The organism is Streptomyces sp. NBC_01304 (assembly GCF_035975855.1).
In the GTDB taxonomy this organism is placed as follows: Bacteria; Actinomycetota; Actinomycetes; order Streptomycetales; family Streptomycetaceae; genus Streptomyces.
This window is the reverse complement of sequence record NZ_CP109055.1, coordinates 5,227,175-5,252,077: the sequence shown is the minus strand read 5'-3', so window position 1 is coordinate 5,252,077 and position 24,903 is coordinate 5,227,175. Positions and strand designations below refer to the sequence as shown.

Sequence of the window (24,903 nt, the reverse complement as noted above, 5' to 3'; positions counted from 1 at the left end):
CCTGTCAGCCGCGCGTCAGGCCTGCACGACCCGGGCCTTCACGACCCGGACCCCGGGCCCCCACTATCGACGCCCCACTACCGACGACACCCCAGCCTCAGTCCCGGCGCCCCACCAGCGTCAGCAGCGTCGCCTCCGGCGGGCACGCGAAACGTACCGGCGTATAGCGGCTCGTCCCGCAGCCCGCCGAGACGTGCAGGTACGACGTCTGCTCGCCCGCCGAGTGCGTGGAGAGCCCCTTCACCCGCTGCGTGTCCAGGTCGCAGTTGGTGACGAGGGCGCCGTAGAAGGGGATGCAGAGCTGCCCGCCGTGGGTGTGCCCGGCGAGGACCAGCTCGTAGCCGTCCGAGGTGAAGGCGTCGAGGGTGCGGAGGTACGGGGCGTGCACGATGCCGAGGGAGAAGTCGGCTCCCGGCACCGGACCGCCCGCCACGCGCGCGTACCGGTCCCGCTTGATGTGCGGGTCGTCCAGGCCGGTCAGCCCGATCTCCATCCCGTCGATCTTCAGCGAGCCGCGGCTGTTGCTGAGCCCCACCCAGCCCGCCGCGTCGAAGCCGTCGCGCAGCCCCTCCCACGGGTTGTGGACGGCGCCGACGACCGGCGGGTTGCCGTTGAGGCCGTGCTTGCCGCGGGCCTTCTCGAAGAGATAGCGGGCGGGGTTGCGGAGCGTGGGCCCGTAGTAGTCGTTCGAGCCGAAGACGTACGTCCCCGGGAACTCCATCAGCGGGCCGAGCGCGTCCAGAACCTCCGGCACGGCCTCCGGGTCGGACAGGTTGTCCCCGGTGTTGACCACGAAGTCGGGGCGCAGCCCGGCAAGGGACTGCAGCCAGCGGGCCTTCTTGCGCTGCCCGCCCACCATGTGGATGTCCGAGACCTGGAGGACACGGAGGGGCCGCATTCCGGGCGGCAGCACGGGAACCGTGATCCGCCGGAGCCGGAAGGACCGGACCTCGAACCCGGCCGCGTACACCACACCGGCGGCGCCCGCCGCGGCAATGGACAGGGGAACTCCGTATCGCGCGCGCATGGCCCCATCGTTGCAGACCCCCGCCGCCCGCCCCAACGCGGGGAAAACTCCCACGCGGACAGCCCCGCCCACCTGCGACACTGGACCCCATGAGCCTCAAGTCCAAGCTGCAGGAAGACCTCAACGTCTCGATCAAGGCGCGTGACGAGCTCCGCTCCTCGACGCTGCGCATGACCCTGGCCGCGATCCAGAAGGAGGAGGTCGCGGGCAAGGAGAAGCGCGAGCTCTCCGACGACGAGGTCCAGAAGGTGATCACCCGCGAGGGGAAGAAGCGCCGCGAGGCGGCCGAGGCCTTCGAGAAGGGCGGTCGCGCCGAGTCGGCCGAGCGGGAGAAGGCGGAGGGCGAGATCCTCGCCGAGTACCTGCCGAAGCAGCTCGGCGACGACGAGCTGAAGGCGATCGTCGCCCAGGCCGTCGAGGAGGCGAAGGCCGCGGGCGCCGAGGGCCCCCGCGCCATGGGCCAGGTCATGAAGATCGTGAACCCGAAGGTCGCCGGCCTCGCTGAGGGCGGCCGGGTCGCGGCCGTGGTCAAGCAGTTGCTCGCAGGCTGACAGCTACAGCTACAGCTGCAGACATTCGACGCCGTACGTAGGTGAGGGCGCCCCCTGATTCAGGGGGCGCCCTCACCTACGTATCGGACAGGAATCCAGCGGCCGTACCGGACAGGCGGCTAACGACCCTGCGGCCAGCCGCCGTTCCCTCCGCCGTTGCCATTGCCGCCGTCGTTGCCGCCGATGGTGCCGGGCGGCAGTGAGATGCCGGGCCACGGCTCCTCGGTCCCGCCGTCGCCGCCGCCGTTGTCGTTGCCGCCGGGACGGCCGGGCTTGCCGTCCTCGTCGCGGTCGTCGTCGGGCTTGTCCTTGTCCTTGTCCTTGGCATCCGGGATGTGGACGATGTTGAAGGGGGGCGCGGGCTTGCCGGCCAGGGCGCCGGTCATGGCGTCCCGCCAGATCGGGCCCGGGACCTCACCGCCGTAGACCTTCGGGTGGAAGCGGCCACCGATGGTGATGTTCTCCATCTCGACGTTCTGCATGGCACTGCCGACCCAGACGGCGCCCGCCATGTTCGGCGTGTAGCCGACGAACCAGGCGTTCTTGCGGGAGTCGGTGGTACCGGTCTTGCCCGCGTTCGCTCGGCCGTCGCCGAGGCCGGCCTGCTTGCCGGTACCGGAGTCGACCACGCCGCGCAGCAGCGTGTTGATGGTGTCCGCGGTCTGCGTCGACATCGCCTGAGCGCAGGTCGACTTGGGCACCTCGAGGCTGTTGCCCTTCGGGTCCCGGATCGCGGCGATGGCCACGGGCGAGCAGTACGTGCCCCGGTTGGCGAAGGTCGCGTACGCGGATGCCATGGTCAGCGGGGTGATGGCGTTGGAGCCGAGGGTGAGCGCCGAGGGCGACTCGGGGAGCTTCTCGCCGTCACCCTGGTTCACATGGAGCTTCTGGGTCATGTCGAGGACCGGGCACATGCCGATGTCGGCGATCATCTGCACGAAGTACGTGTTGACCGATTGGTTCATCGCGTCCTTCAGCGCATACGGGCCGACCTCCTTCTCGTCCTCGTTCTCCAGCTTCTCGTTGCGCAGGTTCTTGTACGTGGTGTCGCAGCCCTGGATCGGGCTGGGATACGGCATTTCGTACGGCGCCGGGTACGACTGGGTCGGCGGCGTGCCACCCTCTATGGCCGCGGCCGCCACGAACGGCTTGAACGTCGAACCGGTCGGGAAGCCGAGCCCGCCGCTCATGCGCTTCTCGACGGAGTAGTTGATCTCCGTCTCGTTCTTCTTGTAGCCGTACGGCTTCGACTGGCCCATCGCCAGGATCTTGCCGCTGCCCGGCTCGACGATCGTGGCCGCGCCGGCCACCAGGTCGTCCTTGTACACGTGCCTCTTGAGCGAGGCCTGCACCGACTCCTGGGCCTGCGGGTCCAGCGTCGTCTGGATCTTCAGGCCGCCACGGTCCCAGACCTTCCGCCGCTCCTCGCGGGTGTCGCCGAACGCCGGATCGTTGAGGAAGACGTTCTCGACGTACTGGCAGAAGAACGAGGCGCCCTTCACCGCCGTGATGCAGCCTTCCTGGGGCTTGCTGACGTTGAGGGCGATGGGCTTCGCCTTGGCCTTGTCGGCCTCTTCCTGCGAGACGTCGTGCACGTCGGCCATGCGCTGCAGCACGGTGTTGCGCCGCTTGGTGGCCTCCTGCGAGTCATTGACCGGGTCGTACCGGCTCGGTGACTGCACGATGCCGGCGAGGAGCGCGGCCTCCTCCAGCTTCAGGTCCTTGGCGGGCTTGGAGAAGTAACGCTTGGACGCGGACTCGACGCCGTAGGCCTGCTGGCCGAAGAACGTGATGTTCAGGTAGTTCTCGAGGATCTTCTTCTTGCCCAGCTTGTCCTCGAGCTGGATCGCGTACTTCAGCTCGCGGATCTTCCGGCCGAGGGTCTGCTGGGTGGCCTCGGCGACCTTCTCGCGGTCGTCCATCGCCTCTTCGACGAAGACGTTCTTCACGTACTGCTGCGTCAGGGTGGACGCGCCCTGCGAGACGCCGCCCGACCGCGCGTTCTGATTGAGCGCGCGCAGGATGCCCTTGAGGTCGACCGCGCCGTGCTCGTAGAAGCGCGAGTCCTCGATCGCGACGATCGCCTTCTGCATGTACGGCGAGATGTCCTTGAGGTCCACCAGCGTGCGGTCGCGCGAGAAGACGGTGGCGATCTCGCCGCCGTCGGCGTCCAGGATGGTGGAGCGCTGGCTCAGCGGTGGCTGCTGCAGCTGGTCCGGGATCTCGTCGAACCCCTCGACCGATCCCTTCGCCGCGAGGCCGAGCGCACCTGCCGCGGGCAGGGCGATACCGGCCAGCACGGCTCCGGAGAGCACGCTGACGCCGAGGAACTTGGCTGCCTGCTGAAGTGGAGACAGACCGCCGCCCGAGAGCTTGTTACCCATACGCGCAGCCTACGTTCTGATTCGCCGGACAGGCGTATATGCCTTGGCCTAAGCTGCTCTCAACTGTCACAGCAGTGCGGTTCCGCATCAAGACCCCGGTCAGAGTCTGCCGTTCCCGAATCCGGCGGACCTGTGTCCGAATCCGCCTCTTGCGTCACCTGACGCCCGTTGTGACTCAACTGAACTGTCCCGGTTTGCCGGGTTTCTCACGCATGTCGCCAGGTCACTCCGTCGGGTGATCTGCCGCTTACGCATAGTCCGTTCGGGCCATTCAAGATTGGGCCCGAAGGGGGTGTTGCGCTGTGCCCACCTTCCGTAACGTCCTCAACTGGCAGCGGTGAATATGCCGCTACCGCCGTGGGGGAGCCTCGATTCGGGAGAGGACGGCGCCGGTATGGGCTGGGTAACCGACTGGAGTGCGCAGGCGGCCTGCCGCACTACCGATCCGGATGAACTGTTCGTTCAAGGAGCAGCGCAGAACCGGGCGAAGGCGGTGTGCACCGGATGTCCGGTGCGTACCGAGTGCTTGGCCGATGCGTTGGACAATCGCGTCGAATTCGGCGTATGGGGCGGCATGACCGAGCGGGAACGGCGCGCACTGCTGCGCCGGCGTCCCACGGTCACGTCCTGGCGCCGACTGCTGGAGACCGCACGCACCGAGTACGAGCGTGGTGCGGGCATCCTGCCGCTGGACGTCGACGAGTTCGACGAGCAGGAGAACTACGAGAGCTACGCCGCAGTGGGATAGCCACGGGACAGCCACGAGAGCGGGTCCGCACGGGCCCGGCCTCAGGCTCAGGCAGCTCCGGCCGGACGGTCAACCGGCCGCGAGCCGGTCTCCGATGTCCCGCAGGCCCTTGAGGTCATGCACATCACCGGGCAACGCGGCCACCTCGGCCACGGCCACCTCCGGGTGGAGCGCGGTGAAGCGGTCACGTGTCCGCTGCTCGCGCGCAAGCAGCTGCATGCGCTCGGCGTGCAGCCGCAGCAAACCGGCGGTCACGTCGGTGGCGAGCCGGGGTTCGGAAGAGTCGTGCCCTGAAGCCTCAGAACCGTCATGCCCTGAAGTCTCAGAAGATTCGGGGGAGTTACGAACTCCTACCTTCCCGGTCTCCTGATCCACAATGCGGCGCTCGTCAAGATTTTCCGCAGCGGCGAGCGCCCGCTCGGCCGACAGCCGGGCGGCGCCGCTGCCGTGCACCCGGTTGAGCACCAGGCCCGCCAGTGGCATCTGCTCGGCGGCGAGCCGCTCCACGAAGTAGGCCGCCTCCCGCAGCGCGTCCCGCTCCGGGGCCGCCACCACCAAGAAGGCCGTGCCGGGCGCCTGCAGCAGCCGGTACGTCGCGTCCGCACGGGTGCGGAAGCCGCCGAACATCGTGTCCATCGCCGCCACGAACGTCTGCACGTCGCGCAGGAATTGACCCCCGAGCAGCTTCCCGAGCGTCCCCGTCATCATCGACATGCCGACGTTCAGGAACTTCATCCCGGCCCGCCCGCCGACCTTCGCCGGCGCCATCAGGACCCGGATGAACTTGCCGTCCAGGAACGACCCCAGATTCTTCGGGGCATCCAGGAAGTCGAGCGCCGACCGCGACGGCGGCGTATCGACGACGATCAGATCCCACTCGTCCCGGGCCCGCAGCTGGCCCAGCTTCTCCATCGCCATGTACTCCTGCGTGCCCGCGAAGCCCGCCGAGAGCGACTGGTAGAAGGGGTTCGACAGGATCGCGGCGGCCCGCTCGGCATCCGCGTGCGCCTCGACGATCTCGTCGAAGGTGCGCTTCATGTCGAGCATCATGGCGTGCAGTTCGCCGTCGCCGCTGACCTCCTTCACCCGGCGCGGGGTGTTGTCGAGGGAGTCGATGCCCATGGACTGGGCGAGTCGGCGCGCGGGGTCGATCGTCAGGACCACGACCTTGCGGCCGCGCTCCGCCGCCCGCAGGCCGAGCGCCGCGGCCGTCGTGGTCTTGCCGACGCCACCGGAACCGCAGCACACGATGATCCGGGTCTTCGGGTCGTCGATCAGCGGGTCGATGTCCAGGACGGGGGCCGCATCCAACGTCATCGGACTCCCTGCTTCGTCATCGGACGGCCTGCTTCCGTAGCTCTGCGGCCAGACGGTAGAGACCGGACAGATCGATCCCGTCCGGCAACAGCTCCAACTCATGGACCGGAAGCCCGAGTTCCGCGAGCTCGGCCCGTTGCCCGCGCTCCAGCGCGACCCGCTCCGCGTACTCCTCGGCCTGCGCGAGCAGCGGATCCACCAGCTGCTCGGCGAGCCCGCCCTTGCGCGCCCCGCCGAGTCCGGCCCGGGAGAGCTCCTTGGCGATGTCCGTACGCCGTACGTCCCCGGGCGCGGCGCCGTCAAGGACCGTCGGCCGCACCATGTTCACCAGGATCCGCCCCACCGGAAGCCCCGCCGCGCGCAGCTCCGCGATGCCGTCGAGGGTCTCCTGGACCGGCATCTCCTCGAGCAGGGTCACCAAGTGCACCGCCGTCTCGGGGGACTTGAGGACGCGCATCACGGCCTGCGCCTGATTGTGGATCGGGCCGATCTTCGCGAGCCCGGCGACCTCGTCGTTCACGTTGAGGAAGCGGGTGATCCGGCCCGTGGGCGGGGCGTCCATGACGACGTAGTCGTACGCGTACCGCCCCTTCTTGTCCTTCCGCCGCACGGCCTCGCACGCCTTGCCGGTCAGCAGTACGTCCCTGACGCCGGGCGCGATGGTCGTCGCGAAGTCGATCGCGCCGAGCTTGCGCAGTGCACGGCCCGCGCTGCCGAGCCGGTAGAACATCTGGAGGTAGTCGAGCAGCGCCAGCTCCGCGTCGATGGCGAGGGCGAAGACCTCCCCGCCCCCCGGCGCGACCGCGATCTTCCGCTCCTCGTACGGCAACGCCTCCGTCTCGAAGAGCTGCGCGATGCCCTGCCTGCCCTCGACCTCGACGAGGAGGGTCCGCTTGCCCTCCGTCGCGAGGGCGAGCGCGAGGGCCGCGGCGACCGTGGTCTTTCCGGTCCCGCCCTTGCCGCTGACGACCTGGAGCCTGCTCACGTCTTCGAGCCTAATTCCTCGGTGCGGGCTCCGGGGGTGGTGGGTGGGATCACTGGGGGGTTTGGGCCGTGAGGTGCGTTACGCCTCCGTGCGAGGCGGTACGTACCGGAGACCGGGGCGGTGCGCACCAGGCACTACAGTCGCCGTATGACCAAGTGGGAATACTCGACCGTGCCCCTTCTCGTGCACGCGACCAAGCAGATTCTGGACACCTGGGGCGAGGACGGCTGGGAGCTCGTCCAGGTCGTTCCCGGACCCAACAACCCCGAGCAGCTCGTGGCCTACCTGAAGCGCGAGAAGCAGGCATGAGCGGGGCCGTCGAGGCGCGTCTCGCCGAGCTGGGCATCAAGCTGCCCGAGGTCGTGCCGCCGCTCGCCGTGTACCAGCCGGCCGTGCAGACCGGTGTGTACGTCTACACCGCGGGCCAGCTCCCGATGGTGGAGGGCAAGCTTCCGGTCACCGGCAAGGTCGGCGCCGAAGTCACCGCCGAGGAGGCCAAGGACCTGGCCCGCACCTGCGCCCTGAACGCGCTGGCCGCGGTCAAGTCGGTCGCCGGTGACCTGGACCGGGTCGCCCGTGTCGTCAAGGTCGTCGGCTTCGTCGCCTCGGCCCCGGACTTCACCGGCCAGCCCGGCGTCCTGAACGGCGCGAGCGAACTCCTCGGCGAGGTCCTCGGCGACAAGGGCGTCCACGCCCGCAGCGCGGTGGGCGTGTCCGTACTCCCGCTGGACGCTCCGGTCGAGGTCGAGATCCAGGTGGAACTGACCGAGGCCTGATCATCGAGGCCTGATGTATCAGCCCGTCCGGCGTTTGAGGACAGTCTTTTGAAGCCGGCGGCAGCCTTTCGGGAAGGGGCGGGGCGGGGAGAAATCCGGCGCCACACCCCCACCGGAGCCGGACAAGTTGCCTCTCGAACATCAGAGCCGCACCGGATAGCCTCCGCCCATGGCAAATGGGCAGTGGTACCCCCCGGAGTGGCCCGACCGCATTCGCGCGCTCGCGGACGGCACACTGACCCCCGCAACCCCGAAGCGGGCGGCAACCGTGCTGCTCCTGCGGGACGACTCGCAGGGCCCCGCGGTCCACATGCTGCGCAGACGCGCCTCCATGGCCTTCGCCGGAGGCGCGTACGCATATCCGGGCGGCGGCGTGGACCCCCGCGACGACGAGCGGCACGTCGACTGGGCGGGCCCCGAGCTGAGCGTGTGGGCCGAGCGCCTGGGCGTGCCGGAGACCGAGGCCCAGGCGATCGTGTGCGCCGCGGTGCGCGAGACGTACGAGGAAGCGGGCGTGCTGCTCGCGGGCCCGACCCCCGACTCCGTCGTCTCCGACACCACCGGCGACGACTGGGAGGCGGATCGCGCCGCCATCCTGGCCCGTGACCTCTCGTTCGCCGAGTTCCTCGACCGGCGGGGCCTGGTCCTGCGCAGCGACCTGCTCGGCGCCTGGGCGCGCTGGATCACGCCGGAGTTCGAGCCGCGACGCTACGACACCTGGTTCTTCGTGGCCGCGCTCCCGGCCGGGCAGCGCACCCGCGATGTCTCGACCGAGGCCGACAAGACCGTGTGGATCCGGCCGCAGGAGGCACTTGCCGGGTACGGCCGGGGCGAGCTCCTGATGATGCCGCCGACGGTCGCGACCCTGCGCCAGCTGATCCCGCACCCCACCGCGAACGCCGCGCTTGCGGCTGCCGCCCAGGGCGAACTGCCCGCGGTCCTGGCTCAAGCGCGCCTGGAAGAGGGTGAGTTGGTGCTGTCCTGGCCGGGCCACGAGGAGTTCACCAAGCACATCCCGACCGCGCCCGCGGCTGGGGGCACCTCCGCATGACCGACGCCGCAGCCCTGCCTGGCCAGCCCAGGGGCGGGGTCCTCTCCGGCCCCGCCACCGCCCGCGCGGTCAACGTCCTCGCGCCCAACGCCAACTTCATGACCCTGGACGGCACCAACACCTGGATCGTCGCCGAGCCCGACTCGGACCTGGCGGTCGTCATCGACCCCGGCCCGCTGGACGAGGGCCACCTCCACCAGGTCATCACCACCGCCGAGAAGGCCGGCAAGCGCATCGCCCTGACCCTCCTCACCCATGGCCACCCGGACCATGCGGAGGGCGCGGGCCGCTTCGCCGAGCTCACGAAGACCAAGGTCCGGGCCCTCGACCCGGCACTGCGCCTCGGCGACGAGGGCCTGACCGCGGGCGAGGCGATCGAGGTCGGCGGCCTCGAACTCCGCGTCGTACCGACCCCCGGTCACACGGCCGACTCGCTCTGCTTCCATCTCCCCGCGGACCAGGCGGTGTTGACGGGCGACACGATCCTGGGCCGTGGCACGACGGTGGTGGCCCACCCCGACGGCCGCCTCGGCGACTATCTCGATACGCTCCGCCGCCTGCGTTCCCTCACGGTGGACGACGGCGTCCACACGGTCCTGCCCGGCCACGGCCCGGTCCTCGACGACGCCCAGGGCGCGGTCGAGTTCTACCTGGCCCACCGGGCCCACCGCCTCGCCCAGGTGGAGACGGCAGTCGAGAACGGCTACGTGACGGCGTCGCAGGTCGTGGCCCATGTGTACGCGGACGTCGACCGCACCCTGTGGCCGGCGGCCGAGCTGTCGGTGCTGGCGCAGCTGGAGTACCTGCGGGAGCACGGCTTGATCGAGGGCTGATCAATCAAGTTCGGCCGCGCTGAATCAGCCCGTCCGCATCTCTTCAGCCCGTCCGGCGTTTGAGGACGAGGCCGAAGGCCGATATCGGGGCGGGGGTCCGGGGGCGGCAGCCCCCGAGTTGCCGTCAGGCTTTCGGGAAGGGGCGGGGCGGGGAGAAAAACGAGAACGGGGCCCACCTGAACACCAGGCGGACCCCGTCCACGTACAGCCAGAAGCGCCTAGCGCGAGCGCTTCGCCAACCGCTCCACATCGAGCAGGATCACCGCACGGGCCTCGAGCCGAAGCCACCCACGCCCGGCAAAGTCGGCAAGAGCCTTGTTCACGGTCTCGCGGGACGCACCCACGAGCTGCGCAAGCTCTTCCTGCGTCAGGTCGTGCACCACGTGAATGCCCTCCTCCGACTGCACACCGAAGCGGCGCGACAGATCGAGGAGCGCACGGGCGACACGGCCCGGAACGTCCGAGAAGACCAGGTCGGACATCTGGTCGTTGGTCTTGCGCAGCCGCCGCGCGACGGCGCGCAGCAGGGCCGCGGCAACCTCCGGGCGGGCGTTCAGCCAGGGCTGCAGGTCGCCGTGGCCGAGGCCGAGCAGCTTGACCTCGGTCAGCGCCGAAGCGGTGGCGGTGCGCGGGCCCGGGTCGAACAGCGACAGCTCGCCGATCAGCTCTCCGGGGCCGAGGACGGCGAGCATGTTCTCGCGGCCGTCCGGCGAGGTGCGGTGCAGCTTCACCTTGCCCTCGGTGACCACGTACAGGCGGTCTCCGGGGTCGCCCTCGTGGAACAGGGCTTCGCCGCGTGCGAGGGTCACCTCACTCATGGAGGCGCGCAGCTCCGCCGCCTGCTCGTCATCGAGCGCCGCGAAGAGCGGGGCGCGCCGCAGAACGTCGTCCACGAGTTCTCTCCTATGTCGACCTGCTCAGGGGACCGTCGATCCCCATTTTGCCGGACGCGTCAAACAGTGTGATCAGTCACAGCAAGTGTGCCGGACTGTTGACGCGTGCTTCGCCTCAGGGGGTCCGATCGGGGGCCGGTAAGTGGGTTCCGGGGCGGATGTCAGTGTCGGGCTTTAGGCTGGCCGAGTGTCCAATACGCCGGTGAGAGCACAGGCCAAGGGGGCTGGCGAGGGTGTCTGAGCACCGGAATTCCGCCGTGGGCGAACATGCGGCCAACGGTTCGAAAAAAGCCGCAAAAGGGGCAAAGGGAAAGCCTGTGACTGCATCGGCACAAGCGTCCGCGACAAGCGGGAAGACGGCCAAGAAGGCGACGAAGAAGGCGGCAGCGCCGAAGACGGCCAAGAACAAGAAGGCGACACCGGCTGCCAAAACCGCCAAGGCCACAGCCAGAACCGCCAAAACCGCTGCCGAGCCCGCCAAGCCCGCAGCCAGAACCGCCAAGCCCGCAGCCAAGACGGCAGCCAAGCCCGCCCTGAAGCCCGTGAAGATCGCTCAGCCCGAATCCCGGACCGCCCTGGTCCGTCGCGCGCGCCGGATCAACCGCGAGCTTGCCGACGTATATCCGTACGCCCACCCCGAGCTGGACTTCGAGAACCCCTTCCAGCTCCTGGTCGCCACGGTCCTCTCCGCCCAGACCACCGACCTGCGGGTCAACCAGACGACGCCGCGCCTCTTCGCCGCGTACCCGACCCCCGAGGACCTGGCCGCGGCCAACCCGGAGGAGGTCGAGGAGCTGATCCGCCCGACCGGCTTCTTCCGGGCCAAGACCAAGTCGATCATGGGCCTGGCCAAGGCCCTGCGGGACGAGCACGGCGGCGAGGTGCCGGGCCGCCTGGCCGACCTGGTGAAGCTCCCCGGCGTGGGCCGCAAGACGGCGAACGTCGTCCTGGGCAACGCCTTCGGCGTCCCCGGCATCACGGTGGACACCCACTTCGGCCGCCTGGTCCGCCGCTGGAAGTGGACCGAGGAGGAGGACCCGGAAAAGGTCGAGGCGCTGATCTGCGACATCTTCCCGAAGAGCGACTGGACGATGCTGTCGCACCGGATCATCTTCCACGGCCGCCGCATCTGCCACGCCCGCAAGCCCGCCTGCGGCGCCTGCCCGATCGCCGCCCTCTGCCCGTCGTACGGCGAGGGCGAGACCGACCCCGAGAAGGCGCAGAAGCTCCTGAAGTACGAGAAGGGCGGCCTCCCGGGCCAACGCCTGAAGCCACCACCGGGGTACCCGGGCACCCCGGCACCACCACTGGCGGGCTGAGCCGCCCACCCGCCTCCACCGTGTGGGCACTCGCTCCGCAGGGCGGAACGGGTGGGCACAACCCCGGTGCCGCACGCCGCGAAACCAGGGACCGGAACGATCTGAGCGCCCCAGGGCGTTAAAGCCGAGACGAATAAACGGGGTGCCTATGACGAGACCGAGCAGCGAGACAGAAACACACCACGGGCCGGTGGCCGTAACCACCGAGGGCCTGCCCGCCTGGCTGACCCCGGTGGCCCGCGCAGCGGAAACCGTCGAGCCGAGCCAGCTCAGCCGCTTCCTGCCCCCCGAAAGCGGCGCCGGCCGCCAGTCCGCCGTACTCGTCCTCTTCGGCGAGGGCGCCGAGGGCCCGGAGCTGCTCCTGATGGAGCGCGCCAGCTCCCTCAGAAGCCACGCGGGCCAGCCCTCCTTCCCGGGCGGCGCCCTCGACCCCGAGGACGGCGACCCGCACACCACGGGCCCGCTGCACGCCGCGCTGCGCGAGGCCGAGGAGGAGACGGGCCTCGACCCGGCCGGGGTCCAGATCTTCGGCGTGCTGCCCAAGCTGTACATCCCGGTGAGCGGCTTCGTCGTCACGCCCGTCCTCGGCTGGTGGCGCGAGCCCAGCGCGGTCGGCGCGGTCGATCCCGCCGAGACGGCCCGGGTGTTCACGGTTCCCGTGGCACATCTCACGGATCCCGAGTACCGGGTGACTTCCGTCCATCCAAGGGGTCACAAAGGTCCCGCGTTCCTCGTGGGATCCGCGCTGGTCTGGGGTTTCACGGCCGGCGTCATCGACCGGATCCTGCACTTCGCGGGCTGGGAGCGGCCGTGGGACCGCTCGAAGGAGGTCCCCCTCGACTGGCACGCATGACAGGCTTGCACTCGTACGGTGCAATCCGGGGCCCCCGCCCCGGGGTGCTGCGACAGGACGGGCGACCAGTGAGGCGAGACGAGGCGTGATTCGAGGCGTGATTCGGTGAACGTGCTGGACATCCTGTTGCTCGTCGCCGCCGTGTGGTTTGCGATCGTGGGCTACCGCCAGGGCTTCGTCGTCGGCATCCTCTCGGTGATCGGCTTCCTGGGCGGCGGCCTCATCGCGGTCTACGCCCTGCCCGTCATCTGGAACGCCGTCACCGACGACGACAACCAACTGAGCACCACCGCCGCCGTCATCGCCGTCGTCGTGGTCATCGTCTGCGCCTCCGTGGGCCAGGCCTTCACCACCCACCTGGGCAACAAGCTGCGCCGCTACATCACTTGGTCACCGGCCCGCGCCCTGGACGCGACGGGCGGCGCGCTGGTCAACGTACTGGCGATGCTCCTGGTGGCCTGGATGATCGGCTCCCTCCTCGCGGGCGCCACGCTGCCCACGCTCAGCAGGGAAGTGCGCCAGTCCAAGGTGCTGCTCGGAGTCGACCGGGTGCTGCCGGGGCAGGCCGACACCTGGTTCAAGGACTTCTCCTCGGTCCTCGCGCAGAACGGCTTCCCGCAGGTCTTCAGCCCGTTCGCCAACGAGCCGATCACCGAGGTCAAGCCGCCCGACCCGAAGCTGGTGAACAGCCCGGTGCCGGCGCAGGCCAAGGGCTCGATCGTGAAGGTCCGGGGCACGGCCACGAGCTGCAACAAGGTGCTCGAGGGCACCGGCTTCGTCTTCGCCGAGCGCCGCGTGATGACCAACGCGCATGTCGTGGGCGGCGTTTCCGAGCCCACCGTCCAGATCGGCGGCGAGGGCAGGCCGTACGACGCGAAGGTCGTCCTCTACGACTGGGAGCGCGACATCGCCGTACTCGACGTACCGAATCTGAAGGCGAAGCCGCTGCAGTTCACCGACCGGGACGCCACGAGCGGCGACAGCGCGATCGTCGCGGGCTTCCCCGAGGACGGCGGCTACGACGTCCGCTCGGCGCGCGTCCGCGGCCGGATCAACGCGAACGGCCCCGACATCTACCACCGGGGCACGGTCCGCCGAGACGTCTACTCTCTCTTCACGACGGTCCGCCAGGGCAACTCGGGCGGCCCGCTGCTGACCCCGGACGGCAAGGTCTACGGCGTGGTCTTCGCGAAGTCCCTGGACGACCCCGATACGGGCTACGCCCTGACGGCGGACGAGGTCCGCGAGGACGTCCGCCGAGGCCGCACGGCCAACCAGCAGGTGGACAGCGAGGGCTGCGCGCTCTAGCGGTGGCTAGGTGGGGGAAATGGGGCTCTGAAAAGCCGCATTCCGGACGCAAATCTGCCCGTTTTCCCCCACTTGGCACGGGCCACACTCCCCGCGTCCGCCTCCGGCCCGGCAGCTCCCGCCGCCCCGCGTCCGCTCCGGCTCCGCGCCCGCGTCCGCTCCGGCCCCGCGTCCGCTCCGGCCCCGCGTCCGCTCCGGCCCCGCGTCCGCTCCGGCCCCGCTCCGCGTCCGCTCCCGGCCCGGCCGCTCCGGCCGCCCGACCCGGCGAAGGCCCGACCCCGCGAGCCCTCAGTCCCGCGTATGCCGCAGCCGGGCCGAGACCCAGCGGGCCCTGCGGCGGAGAATGCGGGGAATGCCCAGACGGGGATCGTGGCCCGAATGCTGCGGCGGGCCACCCCTCTGGTGCGGGTTCAGCGCGAAGGCCGAGCGGCGGTTGCGTGCTGCGTCACTGTAGTCGTGCGTCCAGCCCATACCCCGACGTGTGCCCGTGCCTCATGGTCGGTAATCGCCCCCACGGCTCCCAATTGGCCTATGCGGCGGGCAAGTGGCCGTTCGAGGCACAGGCGTTCCCGTACGTGCCGTCGGCCGTTCCCGTACGCCTTCCGGAAGCCTGCCCGACCACGCCTTCCAGAAGCCTGCCCGACCGGTCGAAAGGGCTACCGATCCGGCTCGGGATCCTTCAGCCAGTTGACCAGCTCGGTCGAGAAGGCCGTCGGGTCCTCCTCGTGCGGAAAGTGGCCGAGCCCGTCGAACAGCCGCCACCGGTAAGGCGCTTCGACGTATTCGCCCGAACCCGCCGCACTCCGCGTCCGCAGGACCGGATCGAGCGAGCCGTGCAGGTGGAGGGTCGGCACCCGGACAGGACGCTTCATGCGCCGGTTGAACTGGATGCCGTCAGGGCGGGCCATCGAGCGCACCATCCACCGGTACGGCTCGATCGAACAGTGCGCCGTCGACGGAATGCACATCGCCCGCTGGTACGTCGCCACCGCCTCGTCGTCCGGCAGGCGCGGCCCCGACCAGTCGCGGATCAGCTCGCCCACCAACGCCCCGTCGTCCGCGACCAGTTGCCGCTCCGGCACCCAGGGACGCTGGAAGCCCCAGATGTACGAGGCCGCCGCGGTCTGCTTGAAGTCGGCCAGCATCGCCGAGCGCCAGCGCCGCGGATGCGGCATCGAGGAGACCGCGAGGCGGCGCACCAGCTTGGGCCGCATCACGGCCGCCGTCCAGGCCAGGTACCCGCCCAGGTCGTGCCCCACGAGCGCGGCGTCGGGCTCGCCGAGGGAACGTACGACTCCGGTGATGTCCAGCGCCAGATTGGCCGGATCGTAACCACGGGGAGTGCGATCGCTGCCGCCCACGCCCCGCAGGTCCATCGCCACCGCGCGGAAGCCGGCGTCGGCGAGCGCGGTCAGCTGGTGCCGCCAGGTCCACCAGAACTGCGGGAAGCCGTGCAGCAGCAGGACGAGGGGCCCGTCGCCCATCTCGGCGATGTGGAAGCGCGCACCGTTGGCCGCGACGTCCCGGTGCGTCCAGGGACCTTCGATGCGTACGGCGGAGGGCGACGCGGGCGTGCTCGTGGCCGAAGATGTGGCGGGGTCCGTCATGAAGACGAGCGTGCCACAGCGTCCGCCACGTCGGCCGCGGCGGGCAGTTCCTTACTGGCGGCGGGGGTGACCGCACGCGGATGCGGCTTGACGTTCCCCAGTACGGCAGCCGACTCCTTGGCCGAGGCGGCGACCTTCTGCGGGCCCTTCTCCTTGCCGGCCTTCTTGTAGGAGATGACGCCGAGCAGCGCGAGCAGTCCGGCGAGCAGCACATTGGCCGCGAAGGAGAGCAGGAAGCACCACGCCAGGTTCCAGCCACCACTCCAGGTGTGGATGCCGTAGGCGAGGGCGAAGCTCAGCATCGGCAGCGAGAAGATCAGCACGGCGACGGCCGCGATGAACGCCCCGCTGCCGATCCCGACCCGCTTGACGTCCTGTCGCAACTGCGCCTTGGCCAGCGCGATCTCGTCGTGCACCAGCGCGGACATCTCGGTGGTGGCCGAGGCGAACAGCTGGCCGAGGCTGCGGTCGGAGCCGTCGGCTGCGCTCATCGCGATCTCCCTTTTCTCTTCTTCGTAGGTCTTTCGTAGGTCTGGTGGGTCAGATCATGCCGGACTGTCGTCCTTGCCGCTGCCCCCGGTGGGCACTTCGCCGCTGCCGCCGGCACCGGTCTGGGCCTTCCGGCGGTGTTCCGCGGCCTTCTTCTCGTAGATCTCGGCCATCCGCTGGTGGTAGGCCGGGTTGTCCTGCTCGTAGATGTCGGGGATGCCGTCGAGGTCGTCGTCGCGCTCCTCGTCCTCGACGAGCTTGCGGTACTTGGCGTTGCGCAGCTTCAGGAGCACACCCGCGAGTACGGCCGCGATCAACGAGCCCACGAGCACGGCGGCCTTGATCTCGTCGGTGAGGTGCGCATTGCCCTTGAAAGCGAGCTCGCCGATGAGCAGCGACACCGTGAAGCCGATTCCGGCCAGTGAGGCGACCGCGAAGACATCGGGCCAGGCGAGGTCGTCGCTCAGCTCCGCCTTGGTGAAGCGGGCCGCGAGCCAGGTGCCGCCGAAGATGCCGATGGTCTTGCCGACGACCAGGCCGAGGACGACGCCGAGGGTCTCCGGCTTGGTGAAGACATCACCGAGTACGTTCCCGCTGACCGCCACGCCCGCCGACATGAGGGCGAACAGGGGCACGGCCAGGCCCGCCGAGATCGGCCGCACGAGGTGCTCGATGTGCTCGCCGGGGGAGTGCTCCTCGCCGTCCTTCTTGTGGCAGCGGAGCATCAGGCCCATCGCGACACCGGCGATGGTGGCGTGCACGCCGCTGTTGTACATCAGGCCCCAGATCACCAGGGCGAGCGGGATGTAGATGTACCAGCCGCGTACGCCCTTGCGCAGGAGCAGCCAGAAGACGACGAGGCCGACGACGGCGCCGCCGAGGGCGGCGAAGTTGAGCTTCTCGGTGAAGAAGACCGCGATGATCATGATCGCGAAGAGGTCGTCGACGACGGCGAGCGTGAGCAGGAAGGCCCGCAGCGCGGACGGCAGCGAGGTGCCGAGCACCGCGAGGACGGCGAGCGCGAAGGCGATGTCGGTGGCGGTCGGGACCGCCCAGCCGTCCAGCGCGCCGTTGCCGGTCACGTTGACCACGACGTACACGAGGGCCGGCACGACCATGCCGCAGATCGCGGCGACGACCGGCAGGATCGCGGCCTTGGCGTCGCGCAGATCGCCCGCGACCAGTTCGCGCTTGAGCTCGATGCCGGCGACGAAGAAGAAGATCGCGAGCAGCCCGTCGGCCGCCCAGTGCTGGAGGTTGAGCTTCAGGCCGAGCGACTCGGGGCCGACGTAGAACTTCTGGACCGTGGAGTAGCTGTCGCTCAGCGGGGTGTTCGCCCAGATCAGCGCGGCAACGGCGGCGATGAGCAGCAGGACGCCACCGACGGTCTCGGCACGCAGCGCATTGGCCACGAAGGTCCGCTCGGGGAGCGAGAGCCGTCCGAGGAGTTTGCGGTTGCTGGCTCCGCTGTTGCTGCTTCCGTTGTTGCTGGGAGTGGGCGCGGCCACGGTGAAGGACCTCCGGTCGGTGGGCAGGACAGAGCGACTGCCGACCAGACTTCCCGGCGCACCATGAGGGCTTCAGTTGGAGCCTTTGTTGTCGCGATGTTGACGCGGCAACCAACCTTACCTGTGGTGCACAAGGGTGTATCCGGCGATCTTCACCTTAAGTGCAAAAAGGGCACCCGGCGCGCTGCCGGGTGCCCTTTGAGGCGTACGTGACCTGCGTACGCGGTGATCAGTGCGCGATCAGTCCGCGAGGCCGGTCCGCGATCAGTCCTCGGAGCCCGCCGACGGCAGCTTCGTCTGGATGAGGTCCATCACCGAGGAGTCGGTGAGCGTGGTGACGTCGCCCAGCTCGCGGTTCTCGGCCACGTCCCGCAGGAGGCGCCGCATGATCTTGCCGGAACGGGTCTTGGGCAGCTCGGCCACCGGGAGGATCCGCTTGGGCTTGGCGATCGGGCCGAGGGTGGCACCCACGTGGTTGCGGAGCTCGGCGACCAGGCCCTCGTCGTCGGCGTTCGCCGTGCCGCGCAGGATGACGAAGGCGACGATGGCCTGTCCGGTCGTCTCGTCCGCCGCGCCGACCACGGCCGCCTCGGCGACCGACGGGTGCGAGACGAGCGCGGACTCGACCTCGGTGGTCGAGATGTTGTGCCCGGACACCAGCATCACGTCGTCGACCCGGCCGAGCAGCCAGATGTCGCCGTCGTCGTCCTTCTTGGCGCCGTCACCGGCGAAGTACTTGCCCTCGAAGCGCGACCAGTAGGTGTCGATGAAGCGCTGGTCGTCGCCCCAGATGGTGCGCAGCATGGACGGCCACGGCTCGGTCAGGACGAGGTATCCGCCACCGCCGTTGGGCACTTCCTGTGCCTCGTCGTCGACGACCGTCGCCGAGATGCCGGGGAGCGCGCGCTGGGCGGAGCCCGGCTTGGTCTCGGTCACGCCCGGCAGCGGCGAGATCATCATGGCGCCGGTCTCGGTCTGCCACCAGGTGTCCACGATCGGGCAGTTGTCGCCGCCGATGTGCTTGCGGTACCAGATCCAGGCCTCGGGGTTGATCGGCTCACCGACCGACCCGAGTACCCGCAGGCTCGACAGGTCGAACTTCGCGGGGATGTCGTCGCCCCACTTCATGAACGTACGGATCGCGGTGGGAGCCGTGTAGAGGATCGTGACGCCGTACTTCTGCACGATCTCCCAGAACCGCCCCTGGTGCGGGGTGTCCGGGGTGCCCTCGTACATGACCTGCGTCGCGCCGTTGGCGAGCGGGCCGTACGCGATGTACGAGTGGCCGGTGACCCAGCCGACGTCCGCCGTGCACCAGTAGACGTCCGTCTCCGGCTTGAGGTCGAAGACCGCGTGATGGGTGTACGCGGCCTGGGTGAGGTAGCCGCCGGAGGTGTGCAGGATGCCCTTCGGCTTACCCGTGGTGCCCGAGGTGTAGAGGATGAAGAGCGGGTGCTCGGCGTCGAAGGCCTCGGGGGTGTGCTCGGCGGACTGCCGGCCGGTGATGTCGTGCCACCACACGTCGCGGCCCTCGGTCCAGGCGACGTCCTGGCCGGTGCGGCGGACGACGAGGACGTGCTCGATGCTGTCCACGCGCGCGACGGCGTCATCGACGGCGGGCTTGAGGGCGGCGGGCTTGCCGCGCCGGTAGCCGCCGTCGGCGGTGATGACGACCTTCGCGTCCGCGTCCTCGATGCGCTTGGCGATCGCGTCCGCGGAGAAGCCGCCGAAGACGACCGAGTGCGTGGCGCCGACGCGGGCGCAGGCCAGCATCGCCACGACCGTCTCGGGGATCATCGGCATGTAGACGGCGACCCGGTCACCGGCCTGGACGCCCAGCTCGGTCAGGGCGTTGGCCGCCTTGGAGACCTCGTCCTTGAGCTCGGCGTAGGTGATCGCACGGCTGTCGCCGGGCTCGCCCTCGAAGTGGATGGCCACGCGGTCGCCGTTGCCGGCCTCGACATGGCGGTCGACGCAGTTGTACGCCACGTTCAGCTTGCCGTCGGCGAACCACTTGGCGAACGGCGGGTTCGACCAGTCCAGGGTCTCGGTCGGCTCGGTGGCCCAGCTCAGCCGCTTGGCCTGCTCGGCCCAGAAGCCGAGCCGGTCAGCCTTGGCCTGCTCGTACGCGTCCGCCGTGACGTTGGCGTTCGCGGCCAGCTCGGCCGGCGGCGCGAAACGACGCTCCTCCTTCAAGAGGTTGGCCAGGCTTTCGTTGCTCACGGCATCTGCCTTTCCCACGGTGTCCGTTGTGTCCCAGGCCACAGCTCATCAGACGGACCCTGTCGATGACAAGGGTCTACGGCTAATTGGTTTAGACCTGTGCGAGGTGTGGCTCCGGGTTGCGGAGCCACACGCTCTCACGGACGGGAAGGGGAGCCGGTTCAGATGGCCGGAACCTGGCTGGCCCGCACCTCACCGGCCGACTCCGTGGCCGCCACCCGGTCGAAGAGCCGATCGGCGTCGGCGAGCAGATAGGCCTGGGCCTCGCCCACGTGGAAGTACATGCCGTTCAGCTCGAGGGTGCCGTCGGCGAGCCGGCGCTTGACCGACTCGTGGGCGCGCAGATGCTCCAACTGCTGGACCACATTGGTCAGGCACAGCTGCTCGACGGCGTCGGCGGGCATCCGCCCGGAGATGCGCGCCCAGGCGTGGTCCTTGCTCGCCATCCGCTCCAGGCTCGGCCGGCCGTGCCGCAGCCAGCGTCGCAGCGGGGTCTGGGCGCCTCCCTCGGGCGGCGAGTTGAGCAGTGCCTGCATCGCGCCGCAGCCGGAGTGCCCGCAGACGGTGATCGAGTCGACCTCCAGGACGTCCACGGCGTACTCGATCGCGGCCGCCACCGAGTCGTCCCCGCTCTCCGCGCCCGGCAGCGGCACGAGATTGCCCACGTTCCGCACGACGAACAGGTCGCCGGGGCCGCTGGACGTGATCATCGAGGTGACCAGGCGGGAGTCGGCGCAGGTGAGGAAGAGCTGTGAGGGACGCTGTCCCTCACGGGCCAGCCGGGCCAGTTCGCCGCGCACATGAGGTGCGGTGTCGCGCTGGAACGCGCTGATCCCGCTTGCCAGTTGATGCCCGCGACGGGGTTCGGCCGCGACGGTGCTCGGACGGTCGCAGTGGTGGTTGCGCCAGGGTGTCCAGGGGCGGCAGCAGGTGTGCTCGGCCGACACGGATCCGGCGATGGGGGCACCGGCACGGCCGGTCAGGGTGACCTTGCCGCCGTGCGCGGTCTGGGAGTCCTGCCAGTTCTGCAGCGTTTCGTACGCGGCGTGGTCCATGAACGAGCCGTCCAGCTCGACCACGGTGTCGGCCGTGTGGGGCACCAGATGCAGCGTGCGCGTCAGGCGGGGCACCGCGAGGAAGGTCAACTGGCCGCGCACGCGCACATGGTGGACGCCGTGCGCCTCGTCGTGGGTGATCCGGGTGCGGGCGAGCCGGTGCAGCGCCACGGCGACCGCCACGGCGACGCCGATCGCCACGCCCTCCAGGACGCCGACCAGCACGACACCGAGGGTGGTGACCGTGTAGACCAGCACCTCACGGTGGCGGGTGACCGTACGGATGTGGTTGAGACTCACCATCTGGATGCCGACGGCCATCACCAGGGCGGCGAGCGAGGCCAGCGGGATCAGCTCCAGTACGGGCACCATCGCCAGCGCGGCCAGGACCACCCAGACCCCGTGCAGCATCGTGGAGTTGCGGCTGACCGCGCCCGCCCGCACATTGGCCGCGCTGCGCACCGCGACCCCGGCGACGGGGAGCCCGCCGAGCACTCCGGAGACCACGTTGGCCGCGCCCTGCCCGAGCAGCTCACGATCGAGCCGGGCGCGGCGCACCTCGGTGGGCAGCTCGGCCCGCCCGGCGACCAGCTTGTCCACGGCGACCGCGCCGAGCAGCGACTGGACGCTGCAGACCAGCGTGATGGTCAGGACTGCGGCGACGAGCCCGAGCACCGGACCTTCGGGCAGCCCCGCCAGGGCGTGGCTCTTCCAGGAGGGCAGATCGACCTCGGGCAGGCTCAGCCCGGCCAGCGCGGTGGTCAGCGTGGCACCGGCCACGGCGACCAGGGCGGCCGGCACCTGCCGCGCAACTCGGCCCGCCCGCCCGGGAATTCGGGGCCAGGCCACCAGCAGGGTGAGGGTCAGGGCGCTCATCGCCAGGGCGGCCGGATGCAGATTGGCCAGCTGGGCGGGCAGCTCTCTCACGTTGTCGAGCACGGAGCTGTGCGGGGTGCCGCCGAGCACGATGTGCAGCTGGGCCACGGCGATGGTGGCGCCGATCCCGGCCAGCATGCCGTGCACGATCGCCGGGCTGACCGCGAGTGCCGAGCGGGCAACGCGCAAGAAGGACAAGGCGAGTTGAGCGACACCGGCGAGCACGGTGAGGGCGCATGTGGTCCGCCAGCCGTACTTCTGGATGAGGTCGGCGGTGACCACGGTGAGCCCGGCGGCGGGCCCGCTCACCTGCAGTGGTGCCCCGCCGAACCGGCCGGCGACGAGACCGCCGACGGCGGCGGCGACGAGGCCCGCCTGGAGGGGCGCGCCGGTGGCGAGGGCGATGCCGAGGGACAGCGGCAGGGCGATCAGGAACACGGAGACCGAGGCGGACAGATCCGCCTTGTTGATCCGCGTGTGAATGCGAGTGGGGACGCAGGCAGACATGGTTTCCCGTCTCCTCCGGGGCTACGCGGTCGCTTGGGGTCCCCCGGCCATGTCGGGGGAGGGCGCGGCCGTGGGTCACGGCGTACTGCGGCGGGATTTATCAACGCTCGGTAAACGAATCGTAATGCAGAGTAAAGGTCGGGGCGGGATTATCGGTGCAAATGGTGCAATCTTTCACCCTCCCGAGTGAATAAGCTTTTCGTCCGGCTTGTCGTACCTGCCCATCTTCGCTACCGCATGCGACCTTGGCGGCCAAATCGACCCATAACGTCACGAATGCTAAGGAAGCGGGTGGGCTCAATGGCCGCCACCAAGAGGTTCGCCGCGGGCATTGCAGCCACCGCGGCCCTCACCGTCGCACTGGCCGGCTGCTCCAGCGGCGACTCCGGCAGCGCGGGTGCCCCCGGCGCGAAGAAGGCCCAGCCGGCCCCGGCGCCCAAGAGCGCGGTCCGCCTGATCGGCGACGGCTCCACCGCCTTCACCGGCGTACAGCCGCACCAGACCCGGCCGCAGAAGCTCAAGCCCGGTGAGAAGCCCCCGCAGTTCGTGGTCTTCTCCTGGGACGGCGCGGGCGAGGACAGCCAGCAGCTCTTCTCGCACTTCCGCAAGGTCGCCAAGGCCAACAACGCCTCGATGACGTACTTCCTGAGCGGCGTCTACATGCTCCCCGAGGGCAAGAAGGACCTCTACAACCCGCCGCAGCACTCGGCCGGCCGCTCGGACATCGGCTTCAACGACGCCAAGGGAATCCGCGACACCGTCGAGCAGCTGCGCGGCGCCTGGCTCGAGGGCAGCGAGATCGGCACCCACTTCAACGGCCACTTCTGCGGCAAGGGCGGCGGCGTCGGCGAGTGGACGGTCGATGAGTGGAAGAGCGAGATCGCCCAGGCCAAGTCCTTCGTGAAGGGCTGGAAGACCAACACCGGGGCCAAGAAGGCGGCGCCACTGCCCTTCGACTACGACAAGGAGCTGGTCGGCGCCCGCACGCCCTGCCTGGAAGGGCAGAAGAACTTCATGCGCGCGGCTCGCGAACTGGGCTTCCGCTACGACACCAGCGGCGTCAACAACCAGCTGTGGCCCAAGAAGAAGGAGGGCCTGTGGGACCTCTCCATGCAGCTGGTCCCGGTCCCCGGCCGCAAGTTCGAGACGCTGACCATGGACTACAACTTCATGGTCAACCAGTCGGGCACCACCTCACAGGGTGACCCCGACAAGCACGAGTACTGGGGCGACCAGATGCGCGACGGTCTGCTGCAGGGCTTCGACCGCGCGTACAACGGCAACCGCGCCCCGCTGATCATCGGCAACCACTTCGAGTCCTGGAACGGCGGCACGTACATGCGCGCCATCGAGGAGACCATCGAGCGGGTCTGCACCAAGCGCGACGTCCGCTGCGTCTCCTTCCGCCAGCTCGCCGACTGGCTCGACGCCCAGGACCCGCAGGTCCTGGAGAAGATGCACGGGCTCGGCGTCGGCAAGGCCCCGAAGGAGGGCTGGGCGGCCTACCTCTCCGCCCAGCCGGCCCCGGCGCCGAAGGGCGTCCCGGGCGCCCCGGCCGTGAAGCCGGGGCAGGACGGCTCGGTCAAGCACTGACCTCCGTCAGTTCTCGCAGTACGAAGACGGGGTCGACCTGGTCCGCCAGGTCGGCGCCCGTCTTCGCGTTTCCCCAACTCGCCGCGTTCTTGCGGTGGAAGTGCACCATCTGCTGCGTGTAGCGCTCCCAGTCCCGCCGCTCGTACGTCGCGTCGGCGGCGGCCCGCATCGCGCCGAGAGCCTCGCGGTTCGGGCTCTCCAGGAGCTCGAACCGGGGCGGCCGGCCCTTCTCCATGGCGCGCACCCAGTCCGAGTGGCCCACCGTCACGAGAAGGTCGTCGCCGACCTCCTCGCGCAGGAAGTCCAGATCGTCCTGGCCCTGCACCTTGTTGCCGATCACCTTGAGGCAGACGCCGAAGTCACGCGCGTACTCCTTGTACTGGCGGTAGACGGAGACGCCCTTGCGGGTCGGCTCGGCCACCAGGAAGGTCATGTCGAAGCGCGTGAACATGCCGGAGGCGAAGGAGTCCGAGCCGGCCGTCATGTCGACGACGACGAACTCCTCGCGGCCGTCCACGAGATGGTTCAGGCACAGCTCGACCGCGCCGACCTTGGAGTGGTAGCAGGCGACGCCCAGGTCGGACTCGGTGAAGGGGCCCGTGGCCATCAAACGGACGGCGCCGCCGTCGAGTTCCACGGGCCGTGCGCAGGCGTCGTATACCGGGTTGTCCTCGCACACGCGCAACAGGCGTGAACCGGCCCCCGGAGGCGTCGTTTTGATCATCGTCTCGGACGAGGCGATGCGTGGATTCGAGCCGCGCAAGTAGTCCTTGATCAGCGGGAGCCGCGCTCCCATCGCGGGCAGCGCGGCGGCCTGTGCCTCGTCGAGGCCGAGGGCGGCGCCCAGGTGCTGGTTGATGTCGGCGTCGACGGCGATGACCGGGGAACCGGTGGTGGCGAGGTGGCGGATGAAGAGCGAGGACAGCGTGGTCTTGCCGCTGCCGCCCTTCCCGACGAAAGCGATCTTCATGTTCACCAAGCGTAGTGGGGTGATCGCTCT

Annotated in this window: 22 protein-coding genes; 10 read left to right on the top strand and 12 right to left on the bottom strand. The window is 69.7% G+C overall.

The genetic code is table 11. From position 1 onward, the window contains the following. Positions 1–97: 97 nt before the first annotated feature. Positions 98–1,027, bottom strand: a complete 930-nt coding sequence (locus OG430_RS23125) for a metallophosphoesterase (protein ID WP_327354481.1) — start codon at positions 1,025–1,027, stop codon at positions 98–100. 89 nt (positions 1,028–1,116) lie between these two features. Here OG430_RS23125 and OG430_RS23120 point away from each other — a divergent pair, with 89 nt between their 5' ends. Beyond that, the gene (locus tag OG430_RS23120) at positions 1,117–1,578 is read left to right on the top strand and encodes a GatB/YqeY domain-containing protein (protein WP_327354480.1); all 462 of its coding nucleotides are present in this window, start codon (positions 1,117–1,119) and stop codon (positions 1,576–1,578) included. A gap of 119 nt (positions 1,579–1,697) precedes the next feature. Here the strand turns inward: OG430_RS23120 and OG430_RS23115 are convergent, their stop codons facing one another. Continuing rightward, a complete protein-coding gene (locus OG430_RS23115; protein WP_327354479.1) occupies positions 1,698–3,962 on the bottom strand; it encodes a transglycosylase domain-containing protein in 2,265 nt (754 codons plus the stop codon). Positions 3,963–4,356: 394 nt separating this feature from the next. Between OG430_RS23115 and OG430_RS23110 the strand changes: the two genes are divergently transcribed. Then, positions 4,357–4,710 carry a WhiB family transcriptional regulator gene (locus OG430_RS23110; RefSeq protein ID WP_327354478.1) on the top strand — a complete coding sequence of 118 codons (354 nt, stop codon included), beginning with the start codon at positions 4,357–4,359 and terminating at the stop codon, positions 4,708–4,710. A gap of 69 nt (positions 4,711–4,779) precedes the next feature. On the opposite strand, the gene OG430_RS23105 is transcribed toward OG430_RS23110, so the two are convergent. Both OG430_RS23105 and OG430_RS23100 read right to left on the bottom strand, forming a co-directional pair. Next, on the bottom strand, positions 4,780–6,027 hold the full coding sequence (locus tag OG430_RS23105) for an ArsA family ATPase (protein WP_327354477.1): 1,248 nt from the start codon (positions 6,025–6,027) through the stop codon (positions 4,780–4,782). A 16-nt stretch (positions 6,028–6,043) separates the two neighbouring features. Then, the gene (locus tag OG430_RS23100; RefSeq protein WP_327354476.1) at positions 6,044–7,012 is read right to left on the bottom strand and encodes an ArsA family ATPase; all 969 of its coding nucleotides are present in this window, start codon (positions 7,010–7,012) and stop codon (positions 6,044–6,046) included. A gap of 147 nt (positions 7,013–7,159) precedes the next feature. Between OG430_RS23100 and OG430_RS23095 the strand changes: the two genes are divergently transcribed. The 4 genes from OG430_RS23095 (at position 7,160) to OG430_RS23080 (ending at position 9,672) form a co-directional block, all read left to right on the top strand. Next, complete coding sequence (locus OG430_RS23095) at positions 7,160–7,321, top strand: DUF4177 domain-containing protein (protein WP_019355547.1); 162 nt, start codon at positions 7,160–7,162, stop codon at positions 7,319–7,321. After that, positions 7,318–7,788: a RidA family protein gene (locus OG430_RS23090; protein ID WP_327354475.1), complete on the top strand. Its 471-nt coding sequence runs from the start codon at positions 7,318–7,320 to the stop codon at positions 7,786–7,788. Before OG430_RS23095 ends, OG430_RS23090 begins: the two co-directional genes overlap by 4 nt. Positions 7,789–7,957: 169 nt before the next feature. Further along, positions 7,958–8,839: an NUDIX hydrolase gene (locus OG430_RS23085; RefSeq protein WP_327354474.1), complete on the top strand. Its 882-nt coding sequence runs from the start codon at positions 7,958–7,960 to the stop codon at positions 8,837–8,839. Next, positions 8,836–9,672: an MBL fold metallo-hydrolase gene (locus OG430_RS23080; RefSeq protein WP_327354473.1), complete on the top strand. Its 837-nt coding sequence runs from the start codon at positions 8,836–8,838 to the stop codon at positions 9,670–9,672. Before OG430_RS23085 ends, OG430_RS23080 begins: the two co-directional genes overlap by 4 nt. Positions 9,673–9,890: 218 nt before the next feature. Here the strand turns inward: OG430_RS23080 and OG430_RS23075 are convergent, their stop codons facing one another. Then, positions 9,891–10,565: a Crp/Fnr family transcriptional regulator gene (locus OG430_RS23075; protein WP_327354472.1), complete on the bottom strand. Its 675-nt coding sequence runs from the start codon at positions 10,563–10,565 to the stop codon at positions 9,891–9,893. A 224-nt stretch (positions 10,566–10,789) separates the two neighbouring features. Between OG430_RS23075 and nth the strand changes: the two genes are divergently transcribed. The 3 genes from nth (at position 10,790) to OG430_RS23060 (ending at position 14,045) form a co-directional block, all read left to right on the top strand. After that, positions 10,790–11,884: an endonuclease III gene (gene nth, locus OG430_RS23070; RefSeq protein WP_442816730.1), complete on the top strand. Its 1,095-nt coding sequence runs from the start codon at positions 10,790–10,792 to the stop codon at positions 11,882–11,884. A 148-nt stretch (positions 11,885–12,032) separates the two neighbouring features. Continuing rightward, on the top strand, positions 12,033–12,737 hold the full coding sequence (locus tag OG430_RS23065; protein WP_327354470.1) for an NUDIX hydrolase: 705 nt from the start codon (positions 12,033–12,035) through the stop codon (positions 12,735–12,737). Between the two features lie 105 nt (positions 12,738–12,842). Continuing rightward, positions 12,843–14,045, top strand: coding sequence for a MarP family serine protease (locus tag OG430_RS23060; RefSeq protein ID WP_327354469.1), 1,203 nt, complete (start codon positions 12,843–12,845; stop codon positions 14,043–14,045). Between the two features lie 288 nt (positions 14,046–14,333). Here OG430_RS23060 and OG430_RS23055 read toward each other — a convergent pair whose 3' ends face one another. The 6 genes from OG430_RS23055 to OG430_RS23030 form a co-directional block, all read right to left on the bottom strand. Then, complete coding sequence (locus OG430_RS23055) at positions 14,334–14,516, bottom strand: hypothetical protein (RefSeq protein WP_327354468.1); 183 nt, start codon at positions 14,514–14,516, stop codon at positions 14,334–14,336. A gap of 185 nt (positions 14,517–14,701) precedes the next feature. Further along, the gene (locus tag OG430_RS23050; protein WP_327354467.1) at positions 14,702–15,652 is read right to left on the bottom strand and encodes an alpha/beta fold hydrolase; all 951 of its coding nucleotides are present in this window, start codon (positions 15,650–15,652) and stop codon (positions 14,702–14,704) included. Next, a complete protein-coding gene (locus OG430_RS23045; RefSeq protein WP_327354466.1) occupies positions 15,649–16,143 on the bottom strand; it encodes a phage holin family protein in 495 nt (164 codons plus the stop codon). Before OG430_RS23045 ends, OG430_RS23050 begins: the two co-directional genes overlap by 4 nt. A 54-nt stretch (positions 16,144–16,197) precedes the next feature. Beyond that, positions 16,198–17,649 (bottom strand): Na+/H+ antiporter NhaA, encoded by a 1,452-nt coding sequence (gene nhaA, locus OG430_RS23040; protein WP_327354465.1) that lies wholly within the window; start codon positions 17,647–17,649, stop codon positions 16,198–16,200. Positions 17,650–17,913: 264 nt separating this feature from the next. Next, positions 17,914–19,914, bottom strand: coding sequence for an acetate--CoA ligase (gene acs / locus OG430_RS23035; RefSeq protein WP_327354464.1), 2,001 nt, complete (start codon positions 19,912–19,914; stop codon positions 17,914–17,916). A gap of 119 nt (positions 19,915–20,033) precedes the next feature. After that, the gene (locus OG430_RS23030) at positions 20,034–22,310 is read right to left on the bottom strand and encodes a bifunctional SulP family inorganic anion transporter/carbonic anhydrase (RefSeq protein WP_327354463.1); all 2,277 of its coding nucleotides are present in this window, start codon (positions 22,308–22,310) and stop codon (positions 20,034–20,036) included. 300 nt (positions 22,311–22,610) lie between these two features. Between OG430_RS23030 and OG430_RS23025 the strand changes: the two genes are divergently transcribed. Beyond that, a complete protein-coding gene (locus tag OG430_RS23025) occupies positions 22,611–23,903 on the top strand; it encodes a hypothetical protein (protein ID WP_327354462.1) in 1,293 nt (430 codons plus the stop codon). Here OG430_RS23025 and OG430_RS23020 read toward each other — a convergent pair. Next, the gene (locus OG430_RS23020) at positions 23,893–24,873 is read right to left on the bottom strand and encodes an ATP-binding protein (RefSeq protein ID WP_327354461.1); all 981 of its coding nucleotides are present in this window, start codon (positions 24,871–24,873) and stop codon (positions 23,893–23,895) included. The two genes, OG430_RS23025 and OG430_RS23020, sit on opposite strands and share 11 nt — an antisense overlap. Between the last annotated feature and the right edge of the window lie 30 nt (positions 24,874–24,903).

Excerpts from the sequence above, each read along its gene's own strand:
- OG430_RS23125 (WP_327354481.1), bottom strand. The coding sequence starts at position 1,027 with ATGCGCGCGCGATACGGAGTTCCCCTGTCCATTGCCGCGGCGGGCGCC.
- OG430_RS23120 (WP_327354480.1), top strand. The coding sequence starts at position 1,117 with ATGAGCCTCAAGTCCAAGCTGCAGGAAGACCTCAACGTCTCGATCAAG.
- OG430_RS23115 (WP_327354479.1), bottom strand. The coding sequence starts at position 3,962 with ATGGGTAACAAGCTCTCGGGCGGCGGTCTGTCTCCACTTCAGCAGGCA.
- OG430_RS23110 (WP_327354478.1), top strand. The coding sequence starts at position 4,357 with ATGGGCTGGGTAACCGACTGGAGTGCGCAGGCGGCCTGCCGCACTACC.
- OG430_RS23105 (WP_327354477.1), bottom strand. The coding sequence starts at position 6,027 with ATGACGTTGGATGCGGCCCCCGTCCTGGACATCGACCCGCTGATCGAC.
- OG430_RS23095 (WP_019355547.1), top strand. The coding sequence starts at position 7,160 with ATGACCAAGTGGGAATACTCGACCGTGCCCCTTCTCGTGCACGCGACC.
- OG430_RS23090 (WP_327354475.1), top strand. The coding sequence starts at position 7,318 with ATGAGCGGGGCCGTCGAGGCGCGTCTCGCCGAGCTGGGCATCAAGCTG.
- OG430_RS23085 (WP_327354474.1), top strand. The coding sequence starts at position 7,958 with ATGGCAAATGGGCAGTGGTACCCCCCGGAGTGGCCCGACCGCATTCGC.
- OG430_RS23080 (WP_327354473.1), top strand. The coding sequence starts at position 8,836 with ATGACCGACGCCGCAGCCCTGCCTGGCCAGCCCAGGGGCGGGGTCCTC.
- OG430_RS23065 (WP_327354470.1), top strand. The coding sequence starts at position 12,033 with ATGACGAGACCGAGCAGCGAGACAGAAACACACCACGGGCCGGTGGCC.
- OG430_RS23055 (WP_327354468.1), bottom strand. The coding sequence starts at position 14,516 with ATGGGCTGGACGCACGACTACAGTGACGCAGCACGCAACCGCCGCTCG.
- OG430_RS23050 (WP_327354467.1), bottom strand. The coding sequence starts at position 15,652 with ATGACGGACCCCGCCACATCTTCGGCCACGAGCACGCCCGCGTCGCCC.
- OG430_RS23045 (WP_327354466.1), bottom strand. The coding sequence starts at position 16,143 with ATGAGCGCAGCCGACGGCTCCGACCGCAGCCTCGGCCAGCTGTTCGCC.
- OG430_RS23030 (WP_327354463.1), bottom strand. The coding sequence starts at position 22,310 with ATGTCTGCCTGCGTCCCCACTCGCATTCACACGCGGATCAACAAGGCG.
- OG430_RS23025 (WP_327354462.1), top strand. The coding sequence starts at position 22,611 with ATGGCCGCCACCAAGAGGTTCGCCGCGGGCATTGCAGCCACCGCGGCC.
- OG430_RS23020 (WP_327354461.1), bottom strand. The coding sequence starts at position 24,873 with ATGAAGATCGCTTTCGTCGGGAAGGGCGGCAGCGGCAAGACCACGCTG.